Annotated in this window: 25 protein-coding genes; 10 read left to right on the top strand and 15 right to left on the bottom strand. The window is 71.7% G+C overall.

Annotation, left to right across the window (positions count from 1 at the left end):
• Positions 1–170: 170 nt before the first annotated feature.
• Positions 171–617 (top strand): D-aminoacyl-tRNA deacylase, encoded by a 447-nt coding sequence (dtd, locus tag OG689_RS19020; protein ID WP_266321900.1) that lies wholly within the window; start codon positions 171–173, stop codon positions 615–617.
• 13 nt (positions 618–630) lie between these two features.
• On the opposite strand, the gene OG689_RS19025 is transcribed toward dtd, so the two are convergent.
• The 3 genes from OG689_RS19025 to OG689_RS19035 form a co-directional block, all read right to left on the bottom strand.
• Positions 631–1,593 carry a glycine cleavage T C-terminal barrel domain-containing protein gene (locus OG689_RS19025; RefSeq protein WP_266321902.1) on the bottom strand — a complete coding sequence of 321 codons (963 nt, stop codon included), beginning with the start codon at positions 1,591–1,593 and terminating at the stop codon, positions 631–633.
• A 32-nt stretch (positions 1,594–1,625) separates the two neighbouring features.
• Positions 1,626–2,090, bottom strand: coding sequence for a Fur family transcriptional regulator (locus OG689_RS19030; RefSeq protein WP_191290569.1), 465 nt, complete (start codon positions 2,088–2,090; stop codon positions 1,626–1,628).
• Positions 2,091–2,211: 121 nt separating this feature from the next.
• Positions 2,212–2,796 carry an FABP family protein gene (locus OG689_RS19035; protein ID WP_266327265.1) on the bottom strand — a complete coding sequence of 195 codons (585 nt, stop codon included), beginning with the start codon at positions 2,794–2,796 and terminating at the stop codon, positions 2,212–2,214.
• A 289-nt stretch (positions 2,797–3,085) separates the two neighbouring features.
• Here OG689_RS19035 and OG689_RS19040 point away from each other — a divergent pair, with 289 nt between their 5' ends.
• Positions 3,086–3,448 (top strand): DsrE family protein, encoded by a 363-nt coding sequence (locus OG689_RS19040; protein WP_073926621.1) that lies wholly within the window; start codon positions 3,086–3,088, stop codon positions 3,446–3,448.
• 36 nt (positions 3,449–3,484) lie between these two features.
• On the opposite strand, the gene OG689_RS19045 is transcribed toward OG689_RS19040, so the two are convergent.
• From OG689_RS19045 to OG689_RS19055, 3 genes are read right to left on the bottom strand one after another with little or no spacing between them, the layout of a single operon-like run.
• Positions 3,485–3,757: a DUF3099 domain-containing protein gene (locus OG689_RS19045; protein WP_266321906.1), complete on the bottom strand. Its 273-nt coding sequence runs from the start codon at positions 3,755–3,757 to the stop codon at positions 3,485–3,487.
• A gap of 31 nt (positions 3,758–3,788) precedes the next feature.
• A complete protein-coding gene (locus OG689_RS19050; RefSeq protein WP_266321908.1) occupies positions 3,789–4,016 on the bottom strand; it encodes a hypothetical protein in 228 nt (75 codons plus the stop codon).
• Positions 4,013–4,480, bottom strand: coding sequence for an ATP-binding protein (locus tag OG689_RS19055; RefSeq protein WP_266321910.1), 468 nt, complete (start codon positions 4,478–4,480; stop codon positions 4,013–4,015). The genes OG689_RS19050 and OG689_RS19055 overlap by 4 nt, the downstream gene beginning before the upstream one ends.
• Positions 4,481–4,754: 274 nt before the next feature.
• On the opposite strand from OG689_RS19055, the gene OG689_RS19060 reads away from it, so the two are divergent.
• Complete coding sequence (locus OG689_RS19060) at positions 4,755–5,621, top strand: helix-turn-helix transcriptional regulator (protein ID WP_266321912.1); 867 nt, start codon at positions 4,755–4,757, stop codon at positions 5,619–5,621.
• Positions 5,618–5,848 (top strand): DUF397 domain-containing protein, encoded by a 231-nt coding sequence (locus tag OG689_RS19065; RefSeq protein ID WP_266321914.1) that lies wholly within the window; start codon positions 5,618–5,620, stop codon positions 5,846–5,848. Before OG689_RS19060 ends, OG689_RS19065 begins: the two co-directional genes overlap by 4 nt.
• A 90-nt stretch (positions 5,849–5,938) precedes the next feature.
• Here OG689_RS19065 and OG689_RS19070 read toward each other — a convergent pair whose 3' ends face one another.
• From OG689_RS19070 to OG689_RS19090, 6 genes are all read right to left on the bottom strand, one after another.
• Positions 5,939–6,229: a DUF1416 domain-containing protein gene (locus OG689_RS19070; RefSeq protein WP_073926623.1), complete on the bottom strand. Its 291-nt coding sequence runs from the start codon at positions 6,227–6,229 to the stop codon at positions 5,939–5,941.
• A gap of 51 nt (positions 6,230–6,280) precedes the next feature.
• Complete coding sequence (locus tag OG689_RS19075) at positions 6,281–7,114, bottom strand: sulfurtransferase (protein ID WP_266321917.1); 834 nt, start codon at positions 7,112–7,114, stop codon at positions 6,281–6,283.
• A 217-nt stretch (positions 7,115–7,331) separates the two neighbouring features.
• The gene (locus OG689_RS45045) at positions 7,332–7,412 is read right to left on the bottom strand and encodes an Ms5788A family Cys-rich leader peptide (protein WP_353652343.1); all 81 of its coding nucleotides are present in this window, start codon (positions 7,410–7,412) and stop codon (positions 7,332–7,334) included.
• A gap of 246 nt (positions 7,413–7,658) precedes the next feature.
• Positions 7,659–8,372 carry a DUF2993 domain-containing protein gene (locus tag OG689_RS19080; RefSeq protein WP_266321918.1) on the bottom strand — a complete coding sequence of 238 codons (714 nt, stop codon included), beginning with the start codon at positions 8,370–8,372 and terminating at the stop codon, positions 7,659–7,661.
• Positions 8,373–8,499: 127 nt separating this feature from the next.
• Positions 8,500–9,726, bottom strand: a complete 1,227-nt coding sequence (locus tag OG689_RS19085) for a hypothetical protein (RefSeq protein ID WP_266321919.1) — start codon at positions 9,724–9,726, stop codon at positions 8,500–8,502.
• Positions 9,727–9,731: 5 nt separating this feature from the next.
• Positions 9,732–10,040, bottom strand: a complete 309-nt coding sequence (locus tag OG689_RS19090; protein ID WP_073926626.1) for a MoaD/ThiS family protein — start codon at positions 10,038–10,040, stop codon at positions 9,732–9,734.
• A 726-nt stretch (positions 10,041–10,766) separates the two neighbouring features.
• Between OG689_RS19090 and OG689_RS19095 the strand changes: the two genes are divergently transcribed.
• The 5 genes from OG689_RS19095 to OG689_RS19115 all read left to right on the top strand — a co-directional run bounded on the left by OG689_RS19095 (position 10,767) and on the right by OG689_RS19115 (position 16,426).
• Positions 10,767–11,498: a response regulator transcription factor gene (locus OG689_RS19095; protein ID WP_266321920.1), complete on the top strand. Its 732-nt coding sequence runs from the start codon at positions 10,767–10,769 to the stop codon at positions 11,496–11,498.
• Between the two features lie 134 nt (positions 11,499–11,632).
• A complete protein-coding gene (locus OG689_RS19100; RefSeq protein WP_266321921.1) occupies positions 11,633–12,676 on the top strand; it encodes a LacI family DNA-binding transcriptional regulator in 1,044 nt (347 codons plus the stop codon).
• A gap of 101 nt (positions 12,677–12,777) precedes the next feature.
• Positions 12,778–13,989, top strand: a complete 1,212-nt coding sequence (locus OG689_RS19105; RefSeq protein WP_266321922.1) for a trypsin-like peptidase domain-containing protein — start codon at positions 12,778–12,780, stop codon at positions 13,987–13,989.
• Positions 13,990–14,120: 131 nt separating this feature from the next.
• Positions 14,121–14,894 carry a response regulator transcription factor gene (locus OG689_RS19110; RefSeq protein ID WP_266321923.1) on the top strand — a complete coding sequence of 258 codons (774 nt, stop codon included), beginning with the start codon at positions 14,121–14,123 and terminating at the stop codon, positions 14,892–14,894.
• Positions 14,891–16,426, top strand: coding sequence for a HAMP domain-containing sensor histidine kinase (locus OG689_RS19115; protein WP_266321925.1), 1,536 nt, complete (start codon positions 14,891–14,893; stop codon positions 16,424–16,426). The genes OG689_RS19110 and OG689_RS19115 overlap by 4 nt, the downstream gene beginning before the upstream one ends.
• A gap of 76 nt (positions 16,427–16,502) precedes the next feature.
• Here the strand turns inward: OG689_RS19115 and OG689_RS19120 are convergent, their stop codons facing one another.
• Positions 16,503–18,335, bottom strand: coding sequence for a bifunctional metallophosphatase/5'-nucleotidase (locus OG689_RS19120; protein ID WP_323189308.1), 1,833 nt, complete (start codon positions 18,333–18,335; stop codon positions 16,503–16,505).
• A gap of 266 nt (positions 18,336–18,601) precedes the next feature.
• Between OG689_RS19120 and OG689_RS19125 the strand changes: the two genes are divergently transcribed.
• Positions 18,602–19,093, top strand: a complete 492-nt coding sequence (locus tag OG689_RS19125) for a hypothetical protein (RefSeq protein WP_266321927.1) — start codon at positions 18,602–18,604, stop codon at positions 19,091–19,093.
• Positions 19,094–19,117: 24 nt separating this feature from the next.
• Here OG689_RS19125 and OG689_RS19130 read toward each other — a convergent pair whose 3' ends face one another.
• Both OG689_RS19130 and OG689_RS19135 read right to left on the bottom strand, forming a co-directional pair.
• Complete coding sequence (locus tag OG689_RS19130; protein WP_266321928.1) at positions 19,118–20,467, bottom strand: ATP-binding protein; 1,350 nt, start codon at positions 20,465–20,467, stop codon at positions 19,118–19,120.
• Between the two features lie 33 nt (positions 20,468–20,500).
• Positions 20,501–22,075 (bottom strand): SCO6880 family protein, encoded by a 1,575-nt coding sequence (locus OG689_RS19135; RefSeq protein ID WP_266321929.1) that lies wholly within the window; start codon positions 22,073–22,075, stop codon positions 20,501–20,503.
• Positions 22,076–22,078: the final 3 nt, after the last annotated feature.

The following is a 22,078-nucleotide window of genomic DNA, read 5'->3' on the forward strand; positions in this document are numbered from 1 at the left end:
CGCACCGCCCGGCCACCCGAACGGCCCCCTGGCGAACAGGGGTGGCTGATACGACCAGCGCATTCAGCTGAGAGATCGACAGCAAAGGGGGCGCGCACGCACACCACCCGGCGCGCGCCAGGCCACCACGCGCCTGCTGAGCGTTCCCGCGCCTCCGGCAGAATGGGCCCATGCGAGCAGTGGTGCAGCGAGTGACCGAGGCCAGGGTGACCGTGGCCGGCGAGACCGTCGGATCGATCGAGGGCCCGGGCCTGTGCGTCCTGGTCGGCGTCACCCACGAGGACACCCCCGAGAAGGCCGCCCAGCTGGCCCGCAAGCTCTGGACGCTGCGGATCCTGGAGGGGCCGCCCGACTCCGGCGGCGTCGAGGCCTCCTGCTCCGACCTGGCGGCGCCGCTGCTGGTGATCAGCCAGTTCACCCTCTACGGCGACGCGCGCAAGGGCCGCCGCCCGACCTGGAACGCCGCCGCGCCCGGCCCGGTCGCCGAACCGCTGGTCGACGAGGTGGTCGCCCAGCTGCGGGCGCTCGGCGCCAAGGTCGAGACCGGGCGGTTCGGCGCGGACATGCGGGTGGCCCTGGTCAACGACGGCCCGTTCACCGTCCTCGTGGAGATCTGAGCGCGGCCCCGCGCTACTGCGGGACCACGACCTCCTGGCCGGCCGCCACCGTGCCGGCCAGCAGCGGGGCGTCCACCGGCACGTTGCGCTTGACCACGGCCAGCGCGATCGGGCCCAGCTCGTGGTGGCGCGCCGAGGAGGTCACGATGCCCAGCGACCGCCCCTGCGGGTCCGAGGCCAGATGCACCTCCGTCCCGTGCGGCGGCAGCACCTCCTCGGTCCCGTCCAGGTGCAGGAAGACCAGCCGGCGGGGCGGACGGCCCAGGTTGTGCACCCGGGCGACGGTCTCCTGCCCCCGGTAGCAGCCCTTGTTCAGGTGGACGGCGGTGGACAGCCAGTCGACCTCGTGCGGGATGGTCCGGTGGTCCGTCTCGAAGCCCAGCCGCGGCCGGTGCCCCTCGATCCGCAGCGCCTCGTACGCCCACACCCCGGCCGCCGGACCGTACCCGGCGGTCAGCGCCGCCAGCTCCGCGCGCGGCAGGAACAAGTCCCGGCCGTAGGAGAGTTCACGCACCGCGGCGGCGCCCTCGGCGGACGCGGTGGACCCGGCCGGCAGGTGGACGACCGCGAAGTCGGCGGTCGCGTCGGCGACCTCCACCCGGTAGAAGAACTTCATGCTCTCCAGGTAGGCGATCAGCGCCTGCTGGGTGCCCGGCTCGACGTGCGCCCAGGTGGTGGCGCCGTCGTCGACCAGGTAGAGGGCGTGCTCGACGTGGCCGTTCGGGGAGAGCACCAGCGCCTCGGTGGCCTGCTGCGGCGCGAGCGCGCTCACGTGCTGGGTGAGCAGCAGGTGCAGCCAGCTCAGCCGGTCGTCGCCGGTCACGGTCAGCACGCCCCGGTGCGACAGGTCGACGAAGCCGGTGCCCCGCGCCAGGTTCCGTTGCTCGCGGAAGATGTCGCCGTAGTGGGCGGCGACGCCCTCGTCGGTTCCCTCGGCGGGGACGGCACCGGGCAGCGAAAGCAGCGGGCTCTTCATACCGGTCAGCTTACGACTGCCCGCCGGGCACCTTACGACTGCGCCCCGGGCAGCTTGGCGGTGCAGTCGGCGCAGCGGCCGAAGATGGCGAAGTGCTTCAGGTCGGTGTCGAAACCGTGCTTGGCGCGCAGGCTGTCGATCAGCGGCGCGGCGATCGCGGTGTCGGTCTCGGTGACTTTGTCGCAGTCCCGGCAGACCAGGTGCAGATGGTGGTGGCGGCCCGCCAGGTGGTACGTCGGCGCGCCGTGGCCCAGGTGCGCGTGGGAGACCAGGCCGAGCTCCTCCAGCAGCTCCAGCGTCCGGTAGACGGTGGAGATGTTGACGCCGCTGGCGGTCAGCCGGACATGGGCGAGGATCGCGTCCGGGGTGGCGTGGTCGAGCACGTCGACGGCCTCCAGCACCAGCTGTCGCTGCGGGGTCAGCCGGTACCCGCGCTCACGCAGGTCGGCCTTCCAGTCGCCGGAGAGCTGCCAGTCGGTGGTGCCGGTGTCCGCCACGGTGCTGTCCCTGCCAGATAGAGGTCCTGGGACAAGTGTAGGGACCGATCACCGATCGGTCCCTACCTCGGTACGCCCGTCCCGCCCGTCCGGCCCGTCCCGCCGGGTCCGGCCGGTGCGGTCAGCGGAAGAACGCGATGCCGTCGTCCGGCAGGTCGTTGATGTCCTTGATCAGCTGCGCCGGGCTCAGCACCTTCTTCAGCTGCGCCGACATGTACGGGCGCAGCGGCACCTCGGGGGCGGCCTTCTCGCCGACCCAGAGCAGCTCCTCCTTGACGAAGCCGTACAGGCGCTTGCCGCCCGAGTACGGGGCCGAGCCCTCGATGCGGGCGACCGCGTCGGTGCTCACCTCGACCTGCGGCTTGCCGTCGGCCAGCTCGCCGTACCAGATCTCCACGGTGCCGTCGTCGCGGACCGAGGAGATCTCGACCCCGCGGGCGCCGCCGGCGCCGTGCGGGTTGCTGGTGATCCGCCAGAAGGAGTGCTCGTTCTCCAGCGGCCGGACCTTCTCACCCTCGTTGTCCAGCACCCAGGTACGGGAGCGGAACTCCAGGAAGGGGCGGCCGTCGTGCCGGAAGACGATCTCCTGGCCGAAGTTGCACTTCTCGGCGCCGGGGAAGTCGAAGACTCCCGCGCCTTCCCAGGTACCGAGGAGGAAGGCGAGCGGAACGACGTCCTTGTGGAGGTCAGAGGGGATCTCGATCATGTTCCTGGTCACTGTCGGCGGTGTGGGGACTCGTCAACCGTACGGCAGAGAGGTCAGCGCTGGCCCTGGTAGAGCTTCATCACGGAGAAGATGGCGAACCAGGTGATCAGCACGGCCATCAGGGCCAGCAGGGAGTCGAAGAAGATTTCCAGACCGGACACGGGGCGCTCCCATTGCGGTGACATGTGGCGACAGCACGGATACGACCCCGCGAGTCTATCCGCCGCCCCCGGGGCGGTCTCGGTGAGGCCCACCACGTCGCCGCCGGGACAAGGCCTAGGGTGTCGGCATGGCGAAGAAGCTGGTCATCAAGGTCACGGCGGGAGCGGACGCGCCCGAGCGCTGCTCGCAGGCGTTCACGGTGGCGGCGGTCGCCGTCGCGAGCGGTGTGGAGGTGTCGCTCTGGCTCACCGGGGAGTCCTCCTGGTTCGCGCTGCCGGGCCGCGCGGCGGAGTTCGAGCTGCCGCACGCGGCGCCCCTGCCGGACCTGCTGGAGTCGATCCTGGCGGCCGGTTCGGTCACCCTCTGCACCCAGTGCGCGGCGCGGCGCGGCATCGAACAGAAGGACACCGTCGAAGGGGTGCGGATCGCCGGCGCCCAGGTCTTCGTCAGCGAGATCATGGCGGACGGCGTGCAGGCGCTCGTCTACTGACCTGGTCCGCACCCGGCCACCCAGGCCCGCCGCCCGCTACGGACGCTGTTCGTGGTCGGGCGTGTCGCGGCCGTGCCCCGGGTCGTCCCACTTCGGGTCGTCCCAGCGCGGGTCGTTCCACCAGTCGTCCTCCGGGTCGCGCTTGTTCGCGAAGACGGCGGCGGCCGGCGGGATCACCATCGCGACGACGCACATGGCGATCGCCGCCGGGACGGACACGAAGCGCACCACTCCCCAGGCCAGGACGAACAGCGCCAGGCAGACGCCCATCATCACGAAGTAGCGGACATGCCGCCGGTGTGCCTGCACCCCTCCACGGTACGACCGGACGCCCGTCCGGTCAGCAGCCCGGCGCCGCCGCGGCCGAGGGGGTCGCGGACGCGTCGATCTCGACCGCGACCCGGACGGCGGCTCCGTCCACCCGGTCGATCAGCAGGGTGAGCGCCTGGTGCCCCTCGTACGGTCCGCCGTTCAGCACCACCCACCGCAGGTAGCCGCGCAGCGCGCCGACCAGCTCGTCCGTACTACGGGGTACGAACACCGGGACGAGGACGGGACGGCCGTTCACCGGGCCGCTCCGGCCGGGCCGGGCAGCGGCGCGGGCAGCAGCGCCCAGACGGTCTTGCCCGATCCCGGCCCGGCCGGCCGCCAGCCCCACCGGGCCAGCGCCGCCACGATCGCCAGCCCTCTGCCGCCGTCGGCCAGTTCGTGCCGTCGACAGGGCACCGGGTGGCGCTGCCCGTCGGCGTCCGACACCTCGATCAGCAGGCCCCGCGCGGACAGGTCCAGATGCAGCCGGATCCGGCCGTCGCCAGCGGCAGAACGGGCATGGCCGACCGCATTGGCGAACAGCTCGCCGAGCACCAACTCCCCGTCGTCCCCGTACTGTTCGCCGCCCCAGACCAGCAGGTACGCCCGGAGGACCTGGCGCGCCCTGGACGCCGACTCCGGGTGACACGTGAAGGTCCACACCGCGCCGGCCTGCGCGACGGGCATCCGCTCGAACTCTTCCCTGCTCCTGGCAACGCACATGATGAAGCCACCTCCCGGTACGGGTGATCACCGATGGGCGGCCCGGTGCCACGCCTGCGACACGGGCCGGAACGGGCAAAGGGATGCCCGGGCAACGGACCTCGCGCCAATCACTCAGGCGACCCATCCGACTACTGCACGTAGCATGACGGGTTTCGTAGATCATCAGCAACGTTTCCAAAACAAAGGGTGAACCTGGATCTTCGTTGCCCAACCAGCGTGCCAGGGTGCAAACTGACGGTGACTCGAAGGGGGCCGGATGACACTTCCTCGGATGCCCGCCGGAGCCTCCACCGTGCTCGGCCGTCAACTCGGCGAAGAACTGCGCAGCCTGCGCGAAGCCTCCGGACTGTCGACCTCGGAGGTCGCCGAAGTCCTCGACTGCACCAAGGGCAAGATCTCGCGGATCGAGAACGGCCGCGTGGCCCTCCGGTCGCCCGACCTGGCAGCCATGCTCCGGCTGTACGGCGCCGAGGACGCAGACGCCATCGCCCGGTTCTCCGACCTCGCCCGCTCCGCCAACCAACGTCGGCGCTCGGGCTGGTGGAACGAGTACGGGAACATCATCGGCGAGACGTACCGCGACTACATCTCGCTCGAAGCGGTCGCTTCAGCCGTGCACACCTTCCAGAGCCAGCGAATCCCGGCACTGCTGCAGCTCCCCAGCTACACCCGCGCACTCGCGGTGGCCAGCCACGGATGGACACGGCCGGAGGAGATCGAACAGTTCACTTCCGTACGCCTCGCCCGGCAGGAAAGACTCACCGCCGACGAGCCGCTCCAGATCTGGACCGTCCTGTCCGAGGCCGTTCTTCGCCAACAGGTCGGTGGGCCGGACGTCATGCGCGACCAACTCACTCATCTTGAGCTGATGTCCGAGCGCCCCAACGTCACCGTGCAGGTGATCCCCTTCAGCGCCGGCGCTCACGCCAGCATGGCCGGGCCGTACGTCATCCTGCGATTCCCAGCCACAGGCGCCCTCGATCTCGTCCTGCTGGACACTCCCACCGGTTCCACCTGGCTGGAAAGGTCACCGGAGGTCGAGACCTACCAGGCGCTCTGGAACAACGCCCGCACGAAGGCGCTCTCGCCGGTCGAATCCAGGCGATTGATCACGTCCATCAAGGAGAGCAACCAGTGAGCCGGTCCCAGGCACATCGCCCCGATCTGTCGACAGCGTGCTGGCGGAAGTCGACCCACAGCGGCGGCGAGAGCAACAGCGAGTGCATCGAGGTCGCCGACGGCTACCCCGCCCTCGTCCCCGTCCGGGACTCGAAGGACCCCCACGGCGCCCCGCTCGTCTTCACCGCCAACGCCTGGAGCGCCTTCGTCGACGCGGTCAAGGCCGGCGAGCTCCCCGCCGCCTGAACGGCCGCGCGCCGCAGCGCCAAGCACGGCGAGGGCCCTCCCCGTCCGGCGGTTGCCGGACGGGGAGGGCCCTCGGGCGGTTCAGCGGTCTCAGACCGCGATCGCGACCTCGGTGAAGGCGCCCTGGGAGGCGACCACCACGCGGTCGACGGTCGCGCCGGGGACGAGCGCGCGCAGCGTCCACTTGCCCGGGCGGGCGAAGAAGCGGAACTGCCCGGTGGCCGAGGTCGGAACCTCGGCGGTGAACTCGCCGCCCTCGTCGAGCAGACGGACATAGCCGTTGACCGGCTCTCCGTCGCGGGTCACCGAACCCTGGATGATCGTCTCGTTTGCCACGTCAACTCCTGCCAGGTCCGGGCCGCCGGCCTTCGCACCACACATGTCTGATTCTCCTTACAGCCCAGAAGAGGGCACTGCTGGTGGGGCCGGTGCTCAGTTACCGAGCTCGATCGGCACGCCGACGAGGCTGCCGTACTCGGTCCAGGAGCCGTCGTAGTTCTTGACGTTGGTCTGGCCGAGCAGCTGGTGCAGCACGAACCAGGTGAGCGCGGAGCGCTCGCCGATACGGCAGTAGGCGATGGTGTCCTTGTCCAGGTCCACGCCCTCGGCCTGGTAGAGCGCGCGCAGCTCGTCGTCGCTCTTGAAGGTGCCGTCGTCGTTGGCGTTCTTCGCCCACGGGATGTTCGCGGCGGTCGGGACGTGGCCCGGGCGCTGCGACTGCTCCTGCGGGAGGTGGGCCGGGGCGAGCAGGCGGCCGGAGAACTCGTCGGGCGAACGGACGTCGACCAGGTTCAGGGTGCCGATCGCGGCGAGGACGTCGTCGCGGAAGGCGCGGATCGAGGTGTCCTGGGCCTTGGCCTTGTAGTCGGTGGCGGCGCGGACCGGCACCTCGGCGACCAGGTCGCGGGAGTCGAGCTCCCACTTCTTGCGGCCGCCGTCGAGCAGACGGGCGTCACCGTGACCGTAGAGCTTGAAGTACCAGAAGGCGTACGAGGCGAACCAGTTGTTGTTGCCGCCGTAGAAGACGACGGTGTCGTCGTTCGCGATGCCCTTGGCCGAGAGGAGCTTCTCGAAGGCTTCCTGGTCGACGAAGTCACGACGGACCGGGTCCTGCAGGTCCTTCGTCCAGTCGATCCGAACGGCGTTGCGGATGTGGTTCTTCTCGTACGCGGTGGTGTCCTCGTCGACCTCGACGATGACAACCTTCGGGTCGTCCAGGTGGGCCTGGACCCAGTCGGCGTCTACCAGGACGTCACTGCGGCTCATGGTGATGATCTCCATCCGAGGGCGGTTTGCGGAAGGTGGTTCGGGGCGGCCCGACCCGACCGGTCCGAATTCTTGTCCGAATAGTGGGACAGAACGACGGGCAGGTCGTACCGGACTCTGGACTGCGGGGTGCGAAGGGGGACGGCCGGCGTCATTGTGCCGGGCCAGGTCACCGGAGAGGGGCGACGGGCGGGAACTGCCCGACAAGACCGCCCAGTTAGCGCATTCGACACAGACAGGCGGACACGCGGCACAGGTCTACCGCCCGCCGCTTCGTGAGGTCCGTCTGTCGCTTCATGCAGACGATGCTAGGGACACGGGACCCCTGATGTCATTAGCGTGTCGAATGCTGAGACGAATTAGTTCGAATCCTGAGATTTGAGGCTTCCATGGCCTACCGAGGCCGCGCGAGGGCCGTTCCGAACCGCTCACGGGGACAAACAAAACCGCTCCGCGTGGCTGCCTTGGACAGCGCGTCTCGCGGAGCGGTACGGGGAACAGCATGGGTGACCGTACGGAAGGAGCGGCCCCGAAAGGCGGCGGCTCAGCCGATCAGCTTGAGCCGGGTGCCGGTGAAGGTCAGCCGCAGGCCGTCGGGCTGCGGCACCGCACTGCCCAGCTTCAACCCGGCCGGCAGGTTGTCCAGCGTGAAGCTCATCGGACCGATCGCCTGGTTGGTGACCCCGTTCAGCATCGAGGCGACGCCGCTGAGCTGGAATCCGTCCGCCGTGACGGTGCTGCCGTCGCTGTGCACGGCGCCCTCGCCGACCGCCATCGGGCCCAGCGAGGCCTTGACCTTGCCCGGCCCGCCGTAGGAGAGCGAGAGCCGGGTGCCGCCGGGAATGACCCTGCTCGCGCCGGGCACCAGCTTGGAGGCCTCGGGCAGCAGCTTGGAGAGGTCCGCGTAGGTGATCAGGCCGTCGCCGCTGCCCTCGGCCACGGTGGCGTCGGTGAAGCTGTCGCTCACCGCGACGCCCGACAGCTTCGCCTTGAAGGAGTGCAGGGCGACCTGCTGCCGGCCGTCCCCGACGACGAGGTCCTCCGCCGAGAGCCGGACGTCGTCCAGCTTCATCGACAGCACCTGGGTGAGGAACGGGAAGCCCTCGATCGACACCTGCGGGCGCTGGCTCAGCCGGCCGCTCTTGACCAGCTGGTCGGCGGCCTCGTCCTCGGCCACGCCGACGGCGATCCGGTCCGCGCCCACCAGCAGGCCCGAGACCACCACCAGCCCGATCGTCAGCTTCAGCCAGCCACGCATCGTCGCTCCCCCTCCACCCGCCACGGACCCACGGCCACTCGGACGTACGGCCATACGGACGTACGGCCGGGTGCCATGGTTCCGCACCGGCCCCGGACGGGACGCCCCGCCCGGGGCCCCGGGGCGGTCACCCCGCGAGCAGCCGGCTGCCGATCCACACCAGCGGCGAGGCCACCGCCAGCGGCAGCGCCACGCCCGCCGTCATGTGCACGAACCGGGACGGCCAGTCGTACGCGGCCACCCGGCGCCCGACCAGCGCGCCGACACCGGCGAGCGCCCCCAACGCGGCGGGCGCGCCGACCAGCAGTCCGAAACCGGCGGCGACCAGCAGCCCCAACACCGGCGCTACCACCTTCGGCGCCGGCAGCGGCAGCGCCGCCAGCACGGTCGCCAGCGCCACGGCGGCCATCGCGGCCGGCACCCACTGCGCGAACAGCAGGGCAGCGCACAGCACCGTCACCACGGTCGCCGACCCGAGCACGGTCAACGCGTAGAACCGCTCCGCCGGGTCGGACGGGCGGAACGTCTGCAGCACCAGCACCAGCAGGAAGAACCCGCCGAGCGTGCCGACCACGGCGGCCGCCTTGGCGTCCCCGTGCGCCAGCAGCACCGCCGCGTCGGCGGTGAAACCGGCCAGCGCCGCCAGCGCGATGCCCTGCCGGGCCGGCCACATGCCGTTCAGCCGGAACCACCCGGCTGCGGTCAGCACCTGGAGCAGCACCACCGTCAGCGCCAGCGGGACACTGCCCAGCGCTGCACCGCCGGCCAGCAGCGCCGCCACCCCGGCCGTGATCAGCGCGGGCTGCAGACCCGGCTCGATGATCGGGGACCCGGTCCGCAGCGGCGCCCCGGCTGCGGGCGCCCCGGACTGCGGCGGCACCAGGGGACCCGCCGGCGGCGCGGCGGGGAACGGGTGCGGCAGCGGCTGCTGGAACGGCTGCCCGGCGTGCTGCAGCACCTGCTGCTGTTGCGGGTACGGCTGCTGCTGCCCGTACACATGCTCGACGGCCGGCGGCTGCGGGTACGACGCCTGCGGCGGCTCGGCCGGCCCGGCGTAGGGCTGCTCGTGGGGCTGCCGGTAGGGCTGCTCGTGGGGCTGCTCGTGGGGCGGGGCGTACTGCTGCTCGTACTGGCCCTGCTCGTACTGGCCCGGCTGGGCGTACGGCTCCGCCTGCTGCTGGTACGGCCCGGGCTGCTGGTACGGCCCGGGCTGCTGGTACGGCTGCTGGCCGTACTGCTGCTGCGGGTACGCCTGCTGCCCGTACACCTGCTCGGCGGTCGGCGGCTGCTGCTCCGGCCGGCCCTGCGGGGCCGGCTGCTGCTGGGGGGTGCCGTTGGGGTAGGCCTCGCTCACGCCGCTCACCCGCCCGCGAACGGGGGGAGAACCTCGACGGTGCCGCCCTCGGTCAGGGCGACGGACGCATGGTCGCGGCCGCCCACCGGAGCGCCGTCCACCAGGAAGGAGCTGTGCCCGAGCACCTGGATCAGACGGGGCAGGTCGGCGTGCCGCTGCCGGACGCCGGCCAGCGCCTCGGCCAGGGTCGCGGCCCGGTAGGGCTCCTCGGCCACCTGGGCCGCCGCCTTCGCGGCCGCCCAGTAGCGGATCGTCCCGCCGACCGGTGTCCCGGTCGGGACCGGGCCGCTGGCGGGCTCGGTGGTCGCAGCCATGGCAACCCCTCCTCGTGGTGCTCGAACGGTTCGGTCGTCCCGGCCCCGGTCCCCGTCGGGGCCGGCCTGTCACCCACCCGAAAGGGTGTACGCGTGCGGTGCGGCCGATGTCCTTTCCATGATGGCCTGTCCGCCGGCCCGAGCGGCAATCGCCCTGGCCGGCCCCCTCCCGGGCGGGCTCCCGGCTGTGGCCGGAGTCACCCGCCCGTTGCCCGAAGTGGCGGAACAGGCTCTCCCGGGGCCTCCCGATGCGGGACGTGGTCGGCTATTCTCGTGGCGTAAGGGATCCGGGCAGAGTCGCCCCCGGGTCCTTTTGTGCTTTCAGAACGCCAGTACGGACGCGTCTGCGAGTGCCGACGGCCCACCCCCGCCGGACTCGCAGGACCGCCCCGCCGCAGCCGCACAACGATGTGCGAGCCGTCGGACGGGGCGTCGGAACCGGCACCGGGCCGCCGCCCGGACCGGAACAGACCGGAAGGTTCGCGGGATGAGCAGGGCAGAAACGGAGCATCAGGGGTTGCGGGACTCCTGGCGCACGCCCCGTAGCGCCGTGCACGCCGGCGAATCCTCCGGATCGACCCTGGCGAACGCTCCCGCTCCCACCCGTCGCCCGGCACCCCCCAACCCGGGGCGCGCGGCGTACGGAAACCTCCCTGCACATGCGCCATCCGGCTGTGGCGGCAGCCGCAACGCGACCGCGACGACCCGGAAAGGGGACTACCGGGTATGAGTTCTCTTCTTCTTCTCACCAACGCGCTGCAGCCCTCCGCTGAGGTACTGCCCGCGCTGGGCCTGCTGCTGCACACCGTCCGGGTGGCACCGGCCGAAGGATCGGCCCTGGTCGACACCCCGAACGCCGACGTCATACTCGTCGACGGCCGACGGGACCTGCCGCAGATCCGCAGCCTCTGCCAGCTGCTGCGCTCCACCGGCATCGGCAGCCCGCTCATCCTCGTCGTCACCGAGGGCGGCCTGGCCGCCGTCACCGCCGAGTGGGGCATCGACGACGTCCTGCTCGACACCGCCGGACCGGCCGAGGTCGAGGCCCGGCTGCGGCTCGCCATGGGCCGGCTCCAGGTGGTCTCCGACGACAGCCCGATGGAGATCCGCAACGGCGACCTCTCCGTCGACGAGGCGACCTACTCCGCCAAGCTCAAGGGCCGGGTCCTCGACCTGACCTTCAAGGAGTTCGAGCTCCTCAAGTACCTCGCGCAGCACCCCGGCCGGGTCTTCACCCGGGCGCAGCTGCTGCAGGAGGTCTGGGGCTACGACTACTTCGGCGGCACCCGGACCGTGGACGTCCACGTCCGGCGCCTGCGCGCCAAGCTCGGCGTGGAGCACGAGCAGCTGATCGGCACCGTCCGCAACGTCGGCTACCGCTTCGTGGTGCCCGAGAAGCCGGACAAGGGCGAACGCCCCGGCCTGGAGCAGCGCTCCACGGCCGCGCTGGAGGCCTGACCACGAGCCGGGCGGGCCTCCCCGCCCGGCTTGTCCGGAAACCACCGGGGGCCGCGCCGTCGGCCGCGCGAAGGTACCCGCCGGTAGGCCGCACCCCCCGTGCCTGGGGGACGCCACCCGCGTAGACTCCGCACGTGGCCAAAGTGACGCGCGACGATGTAGCCCGACTGGCTGGGACCTCGACCGCGGTCGTCAGCTACGTCATCAACAACGGGCCGCGCCCTGTCGCGCCCGCGACCAAGGAGAAGGTGCTCGCGGCGATCGAGCAGCTCGGCTACCGGCCGAACAGCGTCGCCCAGGCGATGGCCTCCCGCCGCACCAACCTGATCGGCATGGTCGTCCCCGACGCCCGCCAGCCGTTCTTCGCCGAGATGGCGCACGCCGTGGAACGCGCCGCCTCGGACCGCGGCAAGCTCGTGCTGATCGGCAACTCCGACTACGTGGACGACCGCGAGGTGCACTACGTCCGCGCCTTCCTCGGGATGCGGGTCTCCGGCCTGATCCTGGTCAGCCAGGGCCCCTCGCAGCGCGCCGCCGAGGAGTTCGCCGCCATGGAGGGCGCCAAGGTGGTGCTGCTGCACCGCCGCCCCGAGGCGATCGACGACGTCGCGGTGGTCACCGACGACGTCGGCGGCGCCGAGCTGGCCGTCCGCCACCTGCTGGAGGTGCACCAGGCCCCGTACGTGGCCTGCTTCGGCGGCCCGGTCGAGTCCCCCGCCCCCGGCGACCCGGTCATCGACCACGTCGAGGGCTGGCAGCGGGCGATGGACGCGCACGGCCTGCCCACCGCCCAGCACCTGATCGACGCGCCCTTCCACCGCTACGGCGCGTACGAGGTCGCGGTGCGGTTGCTGCGCTCCCCCCAGCGGCCGCCGGCCATCTTCTGCTCCACCGACGACCAGGCGATCGGCGTCCTGCGGGCCGCCCGCGAGGTCGGCCTGCGGGTCCCCGAGGACCTCGCGGTGGCCGGCTTCGACGACGTCCCCGAGGCCGCCCTCGCCGACCCGCCGCTGACCACCGTCGCCTCCGACCGCGACGCGATGGCCCGGGCCGCCGTCGAGCTCGTCCTCGACGACTCGCTGATGGTGCCCGGCTCGGACACCGAGCGGGTCCGCAAGTTCCCCTCCCGCCTGGTCGTTCGCCGCTCGTGCGGCTGCGGAACACCCGAGAAGGCGTAACTTCGTGGCCTGACCAGCCTTTATGAGAAGTCAACGGGCTTCTCTGGCCGTTCTGAGCCGCCTCTCATCAAACCTTCATCCGGCGGGCGGACGTTGGTCACATGAGCGACCAGCAGCGCAGCACCGAGACCGGCGGCACCCCTTCGCACGGCTACGCGGGCTGGACCCCGCCGATGCCCGGGCAGCCGCCCATCACGCCCGCCACGGAGAGCACCGCGTACCCCGCGGGCGGCGGGTGGCCCGAGAGCCGGCCGCAGGTCGTCGAGGGCACCGTCGTCTCCCACGGCCACGTCGAGGACCACTCCGGCGGCGCCTTCGACGGCCCGCCGGCGCCGCCGCCCGGCACCCCCTGGGACGGCACGGCCTCGCCCGGGACACCCCCGCCCTCCGGCAGCCACGCCCGGCGCGGCCTGCTGCGCGGGCGGCTCGCACTCGTCACCGCCGTCGCGGCCGTCGCCGCCGTCCTCGGCGGAGTCACCGGTGGCGCGATAGCCGTCGGGGAGCGCACCGGCTCCTCCTCCTCGTCGGCGACCATCGCCAGCCCCGTCTCCGCCCGCACCGACGGCAGCGCCGACGTCGCCGCGATCGCCTCCGCCGTGTCGCCGAGCGTCGTCCAGATCAGCGTGAAGACCTCCGCCGGCACGGCCACCGGCACCGGCGTCGTCCTCGACACCACCGGCCGGATCCTCACCAACTACCACGTGATCTCCGGCGCGGCCGGCGGCGGCACCGCCACCGTCACCTTCAAGGACGGCAGCACCGCCACCGCGACCGTCACCGGCACCGACAAGGCCCTCGACGTCGCCGTGATCACCGCCTCCGGCGCCAAGAACCTCACCCCCGCCACCCTCGGCGACTCCGGCCAGGTCGCCGTCGGCGACTCCGTCGTCGCCATCGGCAACCCCGAGGGCCTCACCGGCACCGTCACCTCCGGCATCATCAGCGCCGAGAACCGCCAGGTCACCGTCCAGCTCGACGAGGGCTCCACCAGCGGCAACGGCGGCTTCGGATTCCCCAACCTGCCCGGCACCCGCGGCGGCCAGGGCTCCGGCAGCTCCAGCGGCTCCGGCGGGGACAGCACCACGTACAAGGCCTTCCAGACCGACGCCGCCCTCAACCCCGGCAACTCCGGCGGACCGCTGATCAACGCGAGCGGCCAGGTCATCGGGATCAACTCCGCGATGTACTCGGCCGGCGGCGCCGACTCCACCGCCGACTCCAGCAGCGCCGGCAGCGTCGGCCTCGGCTTCGCCATCCCGATCAACGACATCAAGCAGGTGCTGTCCAAGCTGGAGGCAGGGCAGAACGTCTAGACGGACAATTGGCCCTACCGGGCACGGCACGGCCCACCAGCCTCTCCAGCACAGCGCCAGCACCCACCAAGCCCCACCACGACGAGCACCACGACGACGAGCCCCACCACGACGAGAAAGGGCCAGCGCCCATGACTCCCCCCGCCGACGACCGCACCGCCGCCGAGGCCGGGTCCGCCCCCGCCCGCCTCCTCGTGGTCGACGACGAGCCGGCCCTGCGAGACGCGCTGGAGAGCAGCCTCGCCTTCGAGGGCTACGAGGTCTCCACCGCCACCGACGGCTACGAGGCCCTCGACGCCGTGGAACGCGACAAGCCCGACCTCGTCCTGCTGGACATCATGATGCCGAGGATGGACGGCCTCACCGCCGTCCGCCGGATGCGCTCCCGCGGCGACACCGCCCCCGTCCTGATGCTCACCGCCCGCGACGCCGTCGGCGACCGCGTCACCGGCCTCGACGTCGGCGCCGACGACTACCTCGCCAAGCCCTTCGAGCTCGACGAACTGCTCGCCCGCGTCCGCGCCCTGCTCCGGCGCAACGCCCTCGCCACCGAGGCCGCCGCCCGCGCCGTCGTCGCCGAGGACGACAGCGAGGTGATGGCCTTCGCCGACCTGCGGATGAACACCGCCACCCGCGAGGTCACCCGCGACGGCAGGCCCGTCGAACTCACCCGCACCGAGTTCATGCTGCTGGAGATGTTCCTCTCCCACCCCCGCCAGGTGCTCACCCGCGAACAGATCCTCAAGGCCGTCTGGGGCTTCGACTTCGAACCGTCCTCCAACTCGCTCGACGTGTACGTGATGTACCTGCGCCGCAAGACCGAGCAGGGCGGCATGCCCCGGCTCATCCAGACCGTCCGCGGCGTCGGCTACGCACTGCGGCCGGCCGCAGGCGTCGCTGCGTGAGCGAGACCATGCCCTCCGCGGTGCCCCCCGTGCCGCCGGCGCCGCCGCTGGTCCACCCGCCCCGCCGGACGCTGCGGCGGCGGCTGGCCGCCTGGTACCGGGGGCGCTCGCTGCGCAGCCGACTCGCCGCGCTGACCGCGCTCGCGGTGGCGGTGGCGATCGCGCTCTGCGCGCTGACCTGCTGGTTCATCGTGGAGCAGCGGATGTACGACCTGCTGCGCAAGGACCTCGGCAACGGGATCACGCACATCCCGCCGGGCATCGCCTTCAACGGAGACGGCTGCGCGAGCACGCCCCAGGAAGCCCTCGCCAACGCCAAGAAGGCGCAGTCGGCGATCGGCGCCAGCCAGCCCTTCGGGGGCGGCAAGCTCCAGGACATCCAACTGGTCTCCGCGGACGGCCGGACCGTCTGCGTACCGGCTGACGCGACCCGGGCCATCGTCGTCGACCCGGCCGACCTCACGCTCCAACCCGGCAAGACCACAGTACGGTCGGGCACTTACACCGACGGCGACTCGGCACTGATCCGGGTCTCCTGGTTGTTCGACCGGAACGCACGCCCCAGCGGCATCGCGCTGACCGCCGCCCCCACGAAGCCGGTCGAGGAGTCCCTGCAGCAACTCGCCCTCATCCTGGGTGCGGTCGCCGCTGTCGGCGTCGTGGGCGCCGGCCTCACCGGCCGCCTGATCGCCCGCTCCGCGCTCAAGCCCGTCGACGACCTCACCGACGTGGTCGAGCACATCGCCCGGACCGAGGAGGTCGGCACCACCATCCCGGTGACCGGCAACGACGAGATCGCCCGGCTGTCCACCTCGTTCAACTCGATGAGCACCGCGCTGGCCAACTCCCGTGACCGGCAGACCCGGTTGATCGCCGACGCCGGGCACGAGCTGCGCACCCCGCTCACCTCGCTGCGGACCAACGTCGACCTGCTGATCCGCAGCAACGACACCGGCCGGCCGCTGCCCGAGGCGACCCGTACCAAGCTGCTCGGCAACATGAAGGCACAGATGCAGGAACTCACCCTGCTCATCGGCGACCTGCTCCAGCTCTCCCGGCCCGACTCCCCCAAGCCCGGCCAGAACCTCGCCGTGGTCGCCCTGCACGAGATCGCCGGCCGCGCCGTCGACCGGGCCCGGCTGCGCGGCCCCGGTCTGGTCTTCGAGCTGGACATCGCCCCCTGGTACGTCCACGGGGACGGCGCCGCGCTGGAGCGCGCCGTGATCAACCTGCTGGACAACGCGGTGAAGTACAGCCCGCCCGGCGGCGTGGTCGACGTACGGCTGCACGAGGGCCTGCTGACCGTCCGGGACCACGGGCCCGGCATCCCGCAGGACGAGCTGCAGTACGTCTTCGACCGCTTCTGGCGCTCGCCGTCCTCGCGCCAGCTGCCGGGCTCGGGGCTCGGGCTGTCGATCGTCGCGCAGTCCGTCCGGGACGCGGGCGGCGAGGTCTCGCTCGGACCGGCCAGGGACGGCGGTCCTGGCGCCCAGGCGACGGTCCGGCTGCCGGGCCGACCGGTGGCTCCCTGAGGGGCACCGGAGGCCGGGGAACGACGAACGGGCGGGGCGCCCGAAGGCACCCCGCCCGTCCGGCCGTGCAGGTGGGTCAGTCGATGTCGGTGCCCGGGCCGATGATGGTGATCCGGTCCTGGGCCGGCACCGCCAGCGGAGCCGCCGCGGAGCTGTTGGCCCCGAGGTACGCCGCGAAGAGGTCCAGGTCCGAGGCGCCGACCAGCTTGTCGGTACCGGCCGCGAAGGCCGGGAAGCCGTCGCCGCCGCCGGCCAGGAACTCGTTGGCCGCGACCCGGTAGCTCGCCGCCGGGTCGATCGGGGCGCCGTTCAGCTTGACGCTGTCGACGACCACGCGGTCCGCGCCGGCCTTGCGCATGTCCAGGGTGTAGGTGAAGCCCTTGGAGTTCTGCAGGATCTTCGGAGCCGCCTCGTTGAGGCCGCTCAGCTGCTGCTGGAGCAGCTGGACGATCTGCGCCCCGGTCAGCGTCTTGACCTGCATCATGTTGGTGAACGGCTGGACGGTGAACGCCTCGCCGTAGGTCACCACCCCGTCGCCCTCGGCCCCGGAGGCCTTGTAGACGAGGTCGGAGCGGATACCGCCGGGGTTCATGAACGCGATCTGCGCGCCGCCCTTGTCGGCGGGGGCGAGACCGGCCAGCTGGGCGTCGGCGATCACGTCACCGAGCGGCTTCTCCAGCGCGCTGCTGCCACGGCCGTTGACGTCCGCCGGGATGTAGCCCAGGGGGCGGCCCGCGATCGGGGCGGCCAGCGCCGAGTAGTGCGCGATCAGGGCCGTCATGTCCGGCGCCTTCTCCAGGGTGCGCCGCACCACGTGGTTCTCGGCCCTCACCGACGGGCGCACGATGGTGCCGGTGGTCTTGTCGAGCTGCAGGTCGATCTCGGTGTACAGCCGGCCGAAGGAGGCCGCGCTGGTCACCGAACGCGGCACGCCCTGCGGGTCCGGGATGGTGCAGGCGTACGCGTTGTGGGTGTGGCCGGTGACGATCGCGCCGATGGCCGGGTCGAGCTGCTTGGCGATGTCGACGATCGGCCCGGAGATGCCCTGGCCGGCCGCGCCGCAGTCGTAGTTGTAGACCGAGCTGGCCGGGAAGCCGCCCTCGTGGATCAGCGCGACGATCGAGTTGACGCCCTGCTTCTTGAGCTCGGCGGCGTACTTGTTGATCGTCTCGACCTCGTCACCGAACTTGAGGCCCTTGACGCCCTCGGCGGTGACGATGTTCGGCGTGCCCTCCAGCGTGGCGCCGATGAAACCGATCTTGACGCCCTGGGACTTGGTCACCCAGTACGGGGCCAGGATCGGCTTGCCGGTCTTCTCGTTGGTGACGTTGGCCGCGAGGTAGTTGAAGTTGGCGCCCTTGAACTTGCGCCCCGCCTCGTAGCAGCCGTCGACCGGGTGGCAGCCGCCGTTCTGAAGGCGCAGCAGCTCCTTGGCACCCTCGTCGAACTCGTGGTTGCCGACCGCGGTGACGTCCAGGCCGAGCTTGTCCATCGCCTCGATGGTCGGCTCGTCGTGGAACAGCGCCGAGGTCAGCGGGCTGGCGCCGACGATGTCACCGGCCGCGACCGTGATCGAGTCGTCGGCGGGGATCCGGGCCTGGCGCAGCGCGGTGGCCAGGTACTCGATGCCACCCGCGGGGGTGGCGACCTCCTTGCCGGTGGCCGGGTCGATCTCCTTGACCGTCCCGGAGGAGCCCGCCGGGGCCTCCAGGTTGCCGTGGAAGTCGTTGATGGCCAGCAGCTGGAGGTTGGCCAGCTTGTGACGGTCCGCCGCCTGGGCGGCGCTCGGCACCATCAAGGTGCCGAACAGGCCGGCGGCCGCGACGACGGCCAGCGTCGCGCGGCGGTATCTGACGTTCCTGGACCCGCTGTTCGGCAGGTCACTACCGGTGCGACCGGCATTGGGCATGAGGGTTCCCCTGCACCTGGAGGGCCCCGCGGTGGGCGGGGCCGGGCTGGCGGCGATGTTGCTCGTGACCTGTGCAGCCTAGAGTCAACGCGCGTAGCTGTCAGGACCCTGGACGTAACGAGAGGGTTTCCTGTTGCCGACCGGTAGGTGCCTTCACAGGTTCGGCACCCGCGGAAGCTGAGTACACGCACTCAGGTGCGGCCCTCGACACGGGCGTTACCGTGGTGCCCCGAGCGCGGACCTACGACACGAGATGGGCAGCCGCCATGAACCCCACCGGACCGAACCCGGCAGCGATCCCGGCGCCGACCACCGCCGCCACCCGCACCAGCCCCTGGCTGCCGGGCGCCCTGGCCGTCCTCTGGGGCCTGCCCGGCCTCGGCCTGCTGGGGTACGCCGTCCACACCCTGGCCCAACTCCTCGGCGGGTCGGACGAACGCGGGGAGATCACCGGCGAGGGCCAGGTCTCACTGCTCCTGGTCATGCTCTTCACCGCCGCGGTGGCCGTCCCCGCCCTGATCCTCGGCACGCTCGGCACGGTGGCCTGCGTCCGGCTCCGGCGCGGCCGCCCCGGCTCCGACGGCATGGTGTTCGCCGTCGGCCTGGCCAGCGTGGTCGGCGCCCTCGGGGCCGCCGGCTGGACCAACTGGTGGCCCTACCACGGCTGGATCCAGGCCGTCCTGATCGCCGCCGGGCTGGTCGGCGCGATCGCCGCCGCCACCGCCCGACCATCCCGCCGGACCCCCGCCACCCGCTGAACCCGCCCCCCGGGGAACGGGGCCTCAGACCCCCGGCTCGGCGGCCAACTGCCGCTCGGCCCTGACCCGCTCCGCGACCGCGTCCTCCGTCATCGCGCGGTCGGTGTACACCAGCGGGCGCTCCGCCTCCGTGATGATGTGCTTCACCACCTGGACATTGCCGTTGACGTCCCACACCGCGATACCGGGCGACAGCGTCGGAATGATCTCCACCGCCCAGCGCGGCAGCCCCAGCACCCGGCCGGTGGCTCTCGCCTCGTCGGCCTTCTGCATGTAGATCGTCCGGGTCGAGGCCATCTTCAGGATCGCCGAGGCCTCCTTCGCCGCCGCCCCGTCCACCACGTCCGACAGGTGGTGGACCACCGCCACGAAGGACAGGCCCAGCCGCCGGCCGAACTTCAACAGCCGCTGGAACAGCTGCGCCACGAAAGGGCTGTTGATGATGTGCCAGGCCTCCTCGACCAGGAAGATCCGCTTCTTCCGGTCCGGACGGATCCAGGTGTGCTCCAGCCACACCCCCACGATCGCCATCAGGATCGGCATCGCGATCGAGTTCCGGTCGATGTGCGACAGGTCGAAGACGATCAGCGGCGCGTCCAGGTCGATCCCGTCCGTGGTCGACCCGTCGAACATCCCCCGCAGGTCACCGTCGACCAGCCGGTCCAGCACCAGCGCCACGTCCAGGCCCCAGGCCTGCACCTCGTGAACGGCCACGCCCAGCGACTCCACCGAGGACAGGTCGGGGTTGCGCAGCGTGTTGATGATGTCGTCCAGCACCGGCTGGCGGCCGGTCACCGTCGCCAGCACATGGGCGTGCGCGGCCTTCAGGGCGAAGCCCGCCCGCTCCTCCAGCCCGCGCCCCATCGCCACCTCGATGATGGTGCGCAGCAGCGACAACTGCCCCGTCGTGGTGATCGCCGGATCCAGCGGGTTCAGCTTCACCCCGCCGTCACGCGCCGCCATCGGGGCCAGCCGGATGGACTTTATGCCCAGCGCGTTGGCGATCAGGTTCCACTCGCCGACGCCGTCCTCGCCCTGCGCGTCGAGCACCACGACCTGCCGGTCCCGGAACCTCAACTGGCGCAGCACGTACGTCTTCTCCAGCGCCGACTTACCGTTGCCGGACTCCCCCAGCACCAGCCAGTGCGGCGCCGGCAGCTGCTGCCCGTACAGCTGGAACGGGTCGTAGACGTACCCCTTGCCGCTGTACACCTCCCGGCCGATGATCACGCCGGAATCGCCCAGCCCCGGCGCGGCGGTCGGCAGATAGACCGCCTGCGCCTGCCCGGTGGAGGTCCGCACGGGCAGCCGGGTGGTCTCCACCTTGCCGAACATCAGGCTGGTGAACGAGTCGGTGAGATTGCCGATTGCCATGGCGGGCCTGCCTCCGGAGGGTCGGTACGTGGATCAGCGGCGGATGCCCGTGGCGAACGGGAGGGTGTTGACGAACGCCCGGTGGTGCTCGCGGTCGCACCACTCCAGCTTCAGGTAACTCTTGCCCGCCGACGCCCGGATGGTCCGCTTGTCACGGGCCAGCGCCTCCGGACTGCGCGAGGACACCGTGATGTACCCCACCAGGTTCACCCCGGCCGCGCCCGACGCCAGGTCGTCACCGCGCTGGTCGACCCGGCCGGTGTGGGCCAGGTCCCGCGGGTCGACCGTACGGTTCATCTTGGCGGCGCGGCTCGCCTCCGCCTCGTCGTTGGTCTTCTCGGTGAGCATCCGCTCGATCGCCACGTCGGTCGGCTCCAGGTCCATCGTGACCGCCACCGTGCGGATCACGTCCGGCGTGTGGACCAGCAGCGGCGCCAGGAAGTTGACCCCCACCGGCGTCAGCGGCCACTCCTTGATCCAGGCCGTCGCATGGCACCACGGCTCCCGGGTCACCGACTCCCGGGTCTTCGCGGTCAGGTACTGCGGATGCGTCGCGTCCAGCTCGGCCGGCCACGCGTTGCGGCGCGACATCGCCTGGATGTGGTCGATCGGGTGATCCGGGTCGTACATCGAGTGCAGCAGCGAGGACAGCCGGGCCTGGCCCAGCGGCTGCCGGACCCGGATGTCCGCCTCCGCCAGCCGGGCGCAGATGTCGGTCAGCTCACGCGCCATCACCGCCGCCAGACCCTCGTCGTCCCGGGCCCGCTTGCCGGTCGCCGTCCGGCCCATCGCGTGCGCCTCGGCCGCCAGGTCCCGGGTGTAGTGCATGCAGGCCACCAGGTACGCGCGGTGCTGCTCCGAGGAGGTCGACACCATCGACTGCAGCTGGTCGTACGAGTCCTGCAGCCAGCGCGGCGCGTCGTGGTCCCCGCGCCGCTCGACGTCCTTGGCGTGCGCGTCCGGGTCGGCCGGCAGGGTCCGGGCCAGGATCTGCAGCCGGGTCACGAAGCCGTCCCCGTTGGCGACATGCTTCAACAGCGTGCCGAAACGGTCGACCAGCGCCTCCTGGTCCTCCGAGTCACGCAGCCCGACACCGGGCCCCTCGATCTCGATCGCGGCCGTCACCGTCCGCCGCTCCAGGTGCATCAGCACCCCGACCTCGTCCGGCCCGAACGGCGCCGACAGCCAGCGCAGCCGCCCCACCCCGGGCGGCGGACCGACCTCGACCTCCCGGCCGTCCAGCCGGGTACCCGCGTCGATCACGTCCGACTTCCACAGCCCGCGCCCGCTGCGCGCCGTCCGCCGGTAGGTGCGGTTGATCTCCACCCACTTGTAGAACGTCCGGCGCCGGTACGGCACGTACACCGCCATGATCGCCAGCAGGGGCAGCCCGACCAGCCCCGCGATCCGCAACGGGAGGATCGGCATCAGCAGACCCCAGAGCATCCCGAGGAAGGCCCCGAAGATGATCAGGACGATCTCGCCGGACTCCCGGTTGCGGCCGATCGGCGCGTTCGGGCGGGCCTTGCCGATCAGATAGGTGCGGCGCTGGTGCACGTACCCCTGGCCGTACTGACCCCCGTACTGGCCGAGCTGGTCGCTGCTCACTTA

Source organism: Kitasatospora sp. NBC_00240, from assembly GCF_026342405.1.
In the GTDB taxonomy this organism is placed as follows: domain Bacteria; phylum Actinomycetota; class Actinomycetes; order Streptomycetales; family Streptomycetaceae; genus Kitasatospora.

Excerpts from the sequence above, each read along its gene's own strand:
- dtd (WP_266321900.1), top strand. The coding sequence starts at position 171 with ATGCGAGCAGTGGTGCAGCGAGTGACCGAGGCCAGGGTGACCGTGGCC.
- OG689_RS19025 (WP_266321902.1), bottom strand. The coding sequence starts at position 1,593 with ATGAAGAGCCCGCTGCTTTCGCTGCCCGGTGCCGTCCCCGCCGAGGGA.
- OG689_RS19035 (WP_266327265.1), bottom strand. The coding sequence starts at position 2,796 with ATGATCGAGATCCCCTCTGACCTCCACAAGGACGTCGTTCCGCTCGCC.
- OG689_RS19040 (WP_073926621.1), top strand. The coding sequence starts at position 3,086 with ATGGCGAAGAAGCTGGTCATCAAGGTCACGGCGGGAGCGGACGCGCCC.
- OG689_RS19055 (WP_266321910.1), bottom strand. The coding sequence starts at position 4,480 with ATGTGCGTTGCCAGGAGCAGGGAAGAGTTCGAGCGGATGCCCGTCGCG.
- OG689_RS19060 (WP_266321912.1), top strand. The coding sequence starts at position 4,755 with ATGCCCGCCGGAGCCTCCACCGTGCTCGGCCGTCAACTCGGCGAAGAA.
- OG689_RS19070 (WP_073926623.1), bottom strand. The coding sequence starts at position 6,229 with ATGTGTGGTGCGAAGGCCGGCGGCCCGGACCTGGCAGGAGTTGACGTG.
- OG689_RS19075 (WP_266321917.1), bottom strand. The coding sequence starts at position 7,114 with ATGAGCCGCAGTGACGTCCTGGTAGACGCCGACTGGGTCCAGGCCCAC.
- OG689_RS45045 (WP_353652343.1), bottom strand. The coding sequence starts at position 7,412 with ATGAAGCGACAGACGGACCTCACGAAGCGGCGGGCGGTAGACCTGTGC.
- OG689_RS19080 (WP_266321918.1), bottom strand. The coding sequence starts at position 8,372 with ATGCGTGGCTGGCTGAAGCTGACGATCGGGCTGGTGGTGGTCTCGGGC.
- OG689_RS19090 (WP_073926626.1), bottom strand. The coding sequence starts at position 10,040 with ATGGCTGCGACCACCGAGCCCGCCAGCGGCCCGGTCCCGACCGGGACA.
- OG689_RS19095 (WP_266321920.1), top strand. The coding sequence starts at position 10,767 with ATGAGTTCTCTTCTTCTTCTCACCAACGCGCTGCAGCCCTCCGCTGAG.
- OG689_RS19105 (WP_266321922.1), top strand. The coding sequence starts at position 12,778 with ATGAGCGACCAGCAGCGCAGCACCGAGACCGGCGGCACCCCTTCGCAC.
- OG689_RS19110 (WP_266321923.1), top strand. The coding sequence starts at position 14,121 with ATGACTCCCCCCGCCGACGACCGCACCGCCGCCGAGGCCGGGTCCGCC.
- OG689_RS19120 (WP_323189308.1), bottom strand. The coding sequence starts at position 18,335 with ATGCCCAATGCCGGTCGCACCGGTAGTGACCTGCCGAACAGCGGGTCC.
- OG689_RS19125 (WP_266321927.1), top strand. The coding sequence starts at position 18,602 with ATGAACCCCACCGGACCGAACCCGGCAGCGATCCCGGCGCCGACCACC.
- OG689_RS19130 (WP_266321928.1), bottom strand. The coding sequence starts at position 20,467 with ATGGCAATCGGCAATCTCACCGACTCGTTCACCAGCCTGATGTTCGGC.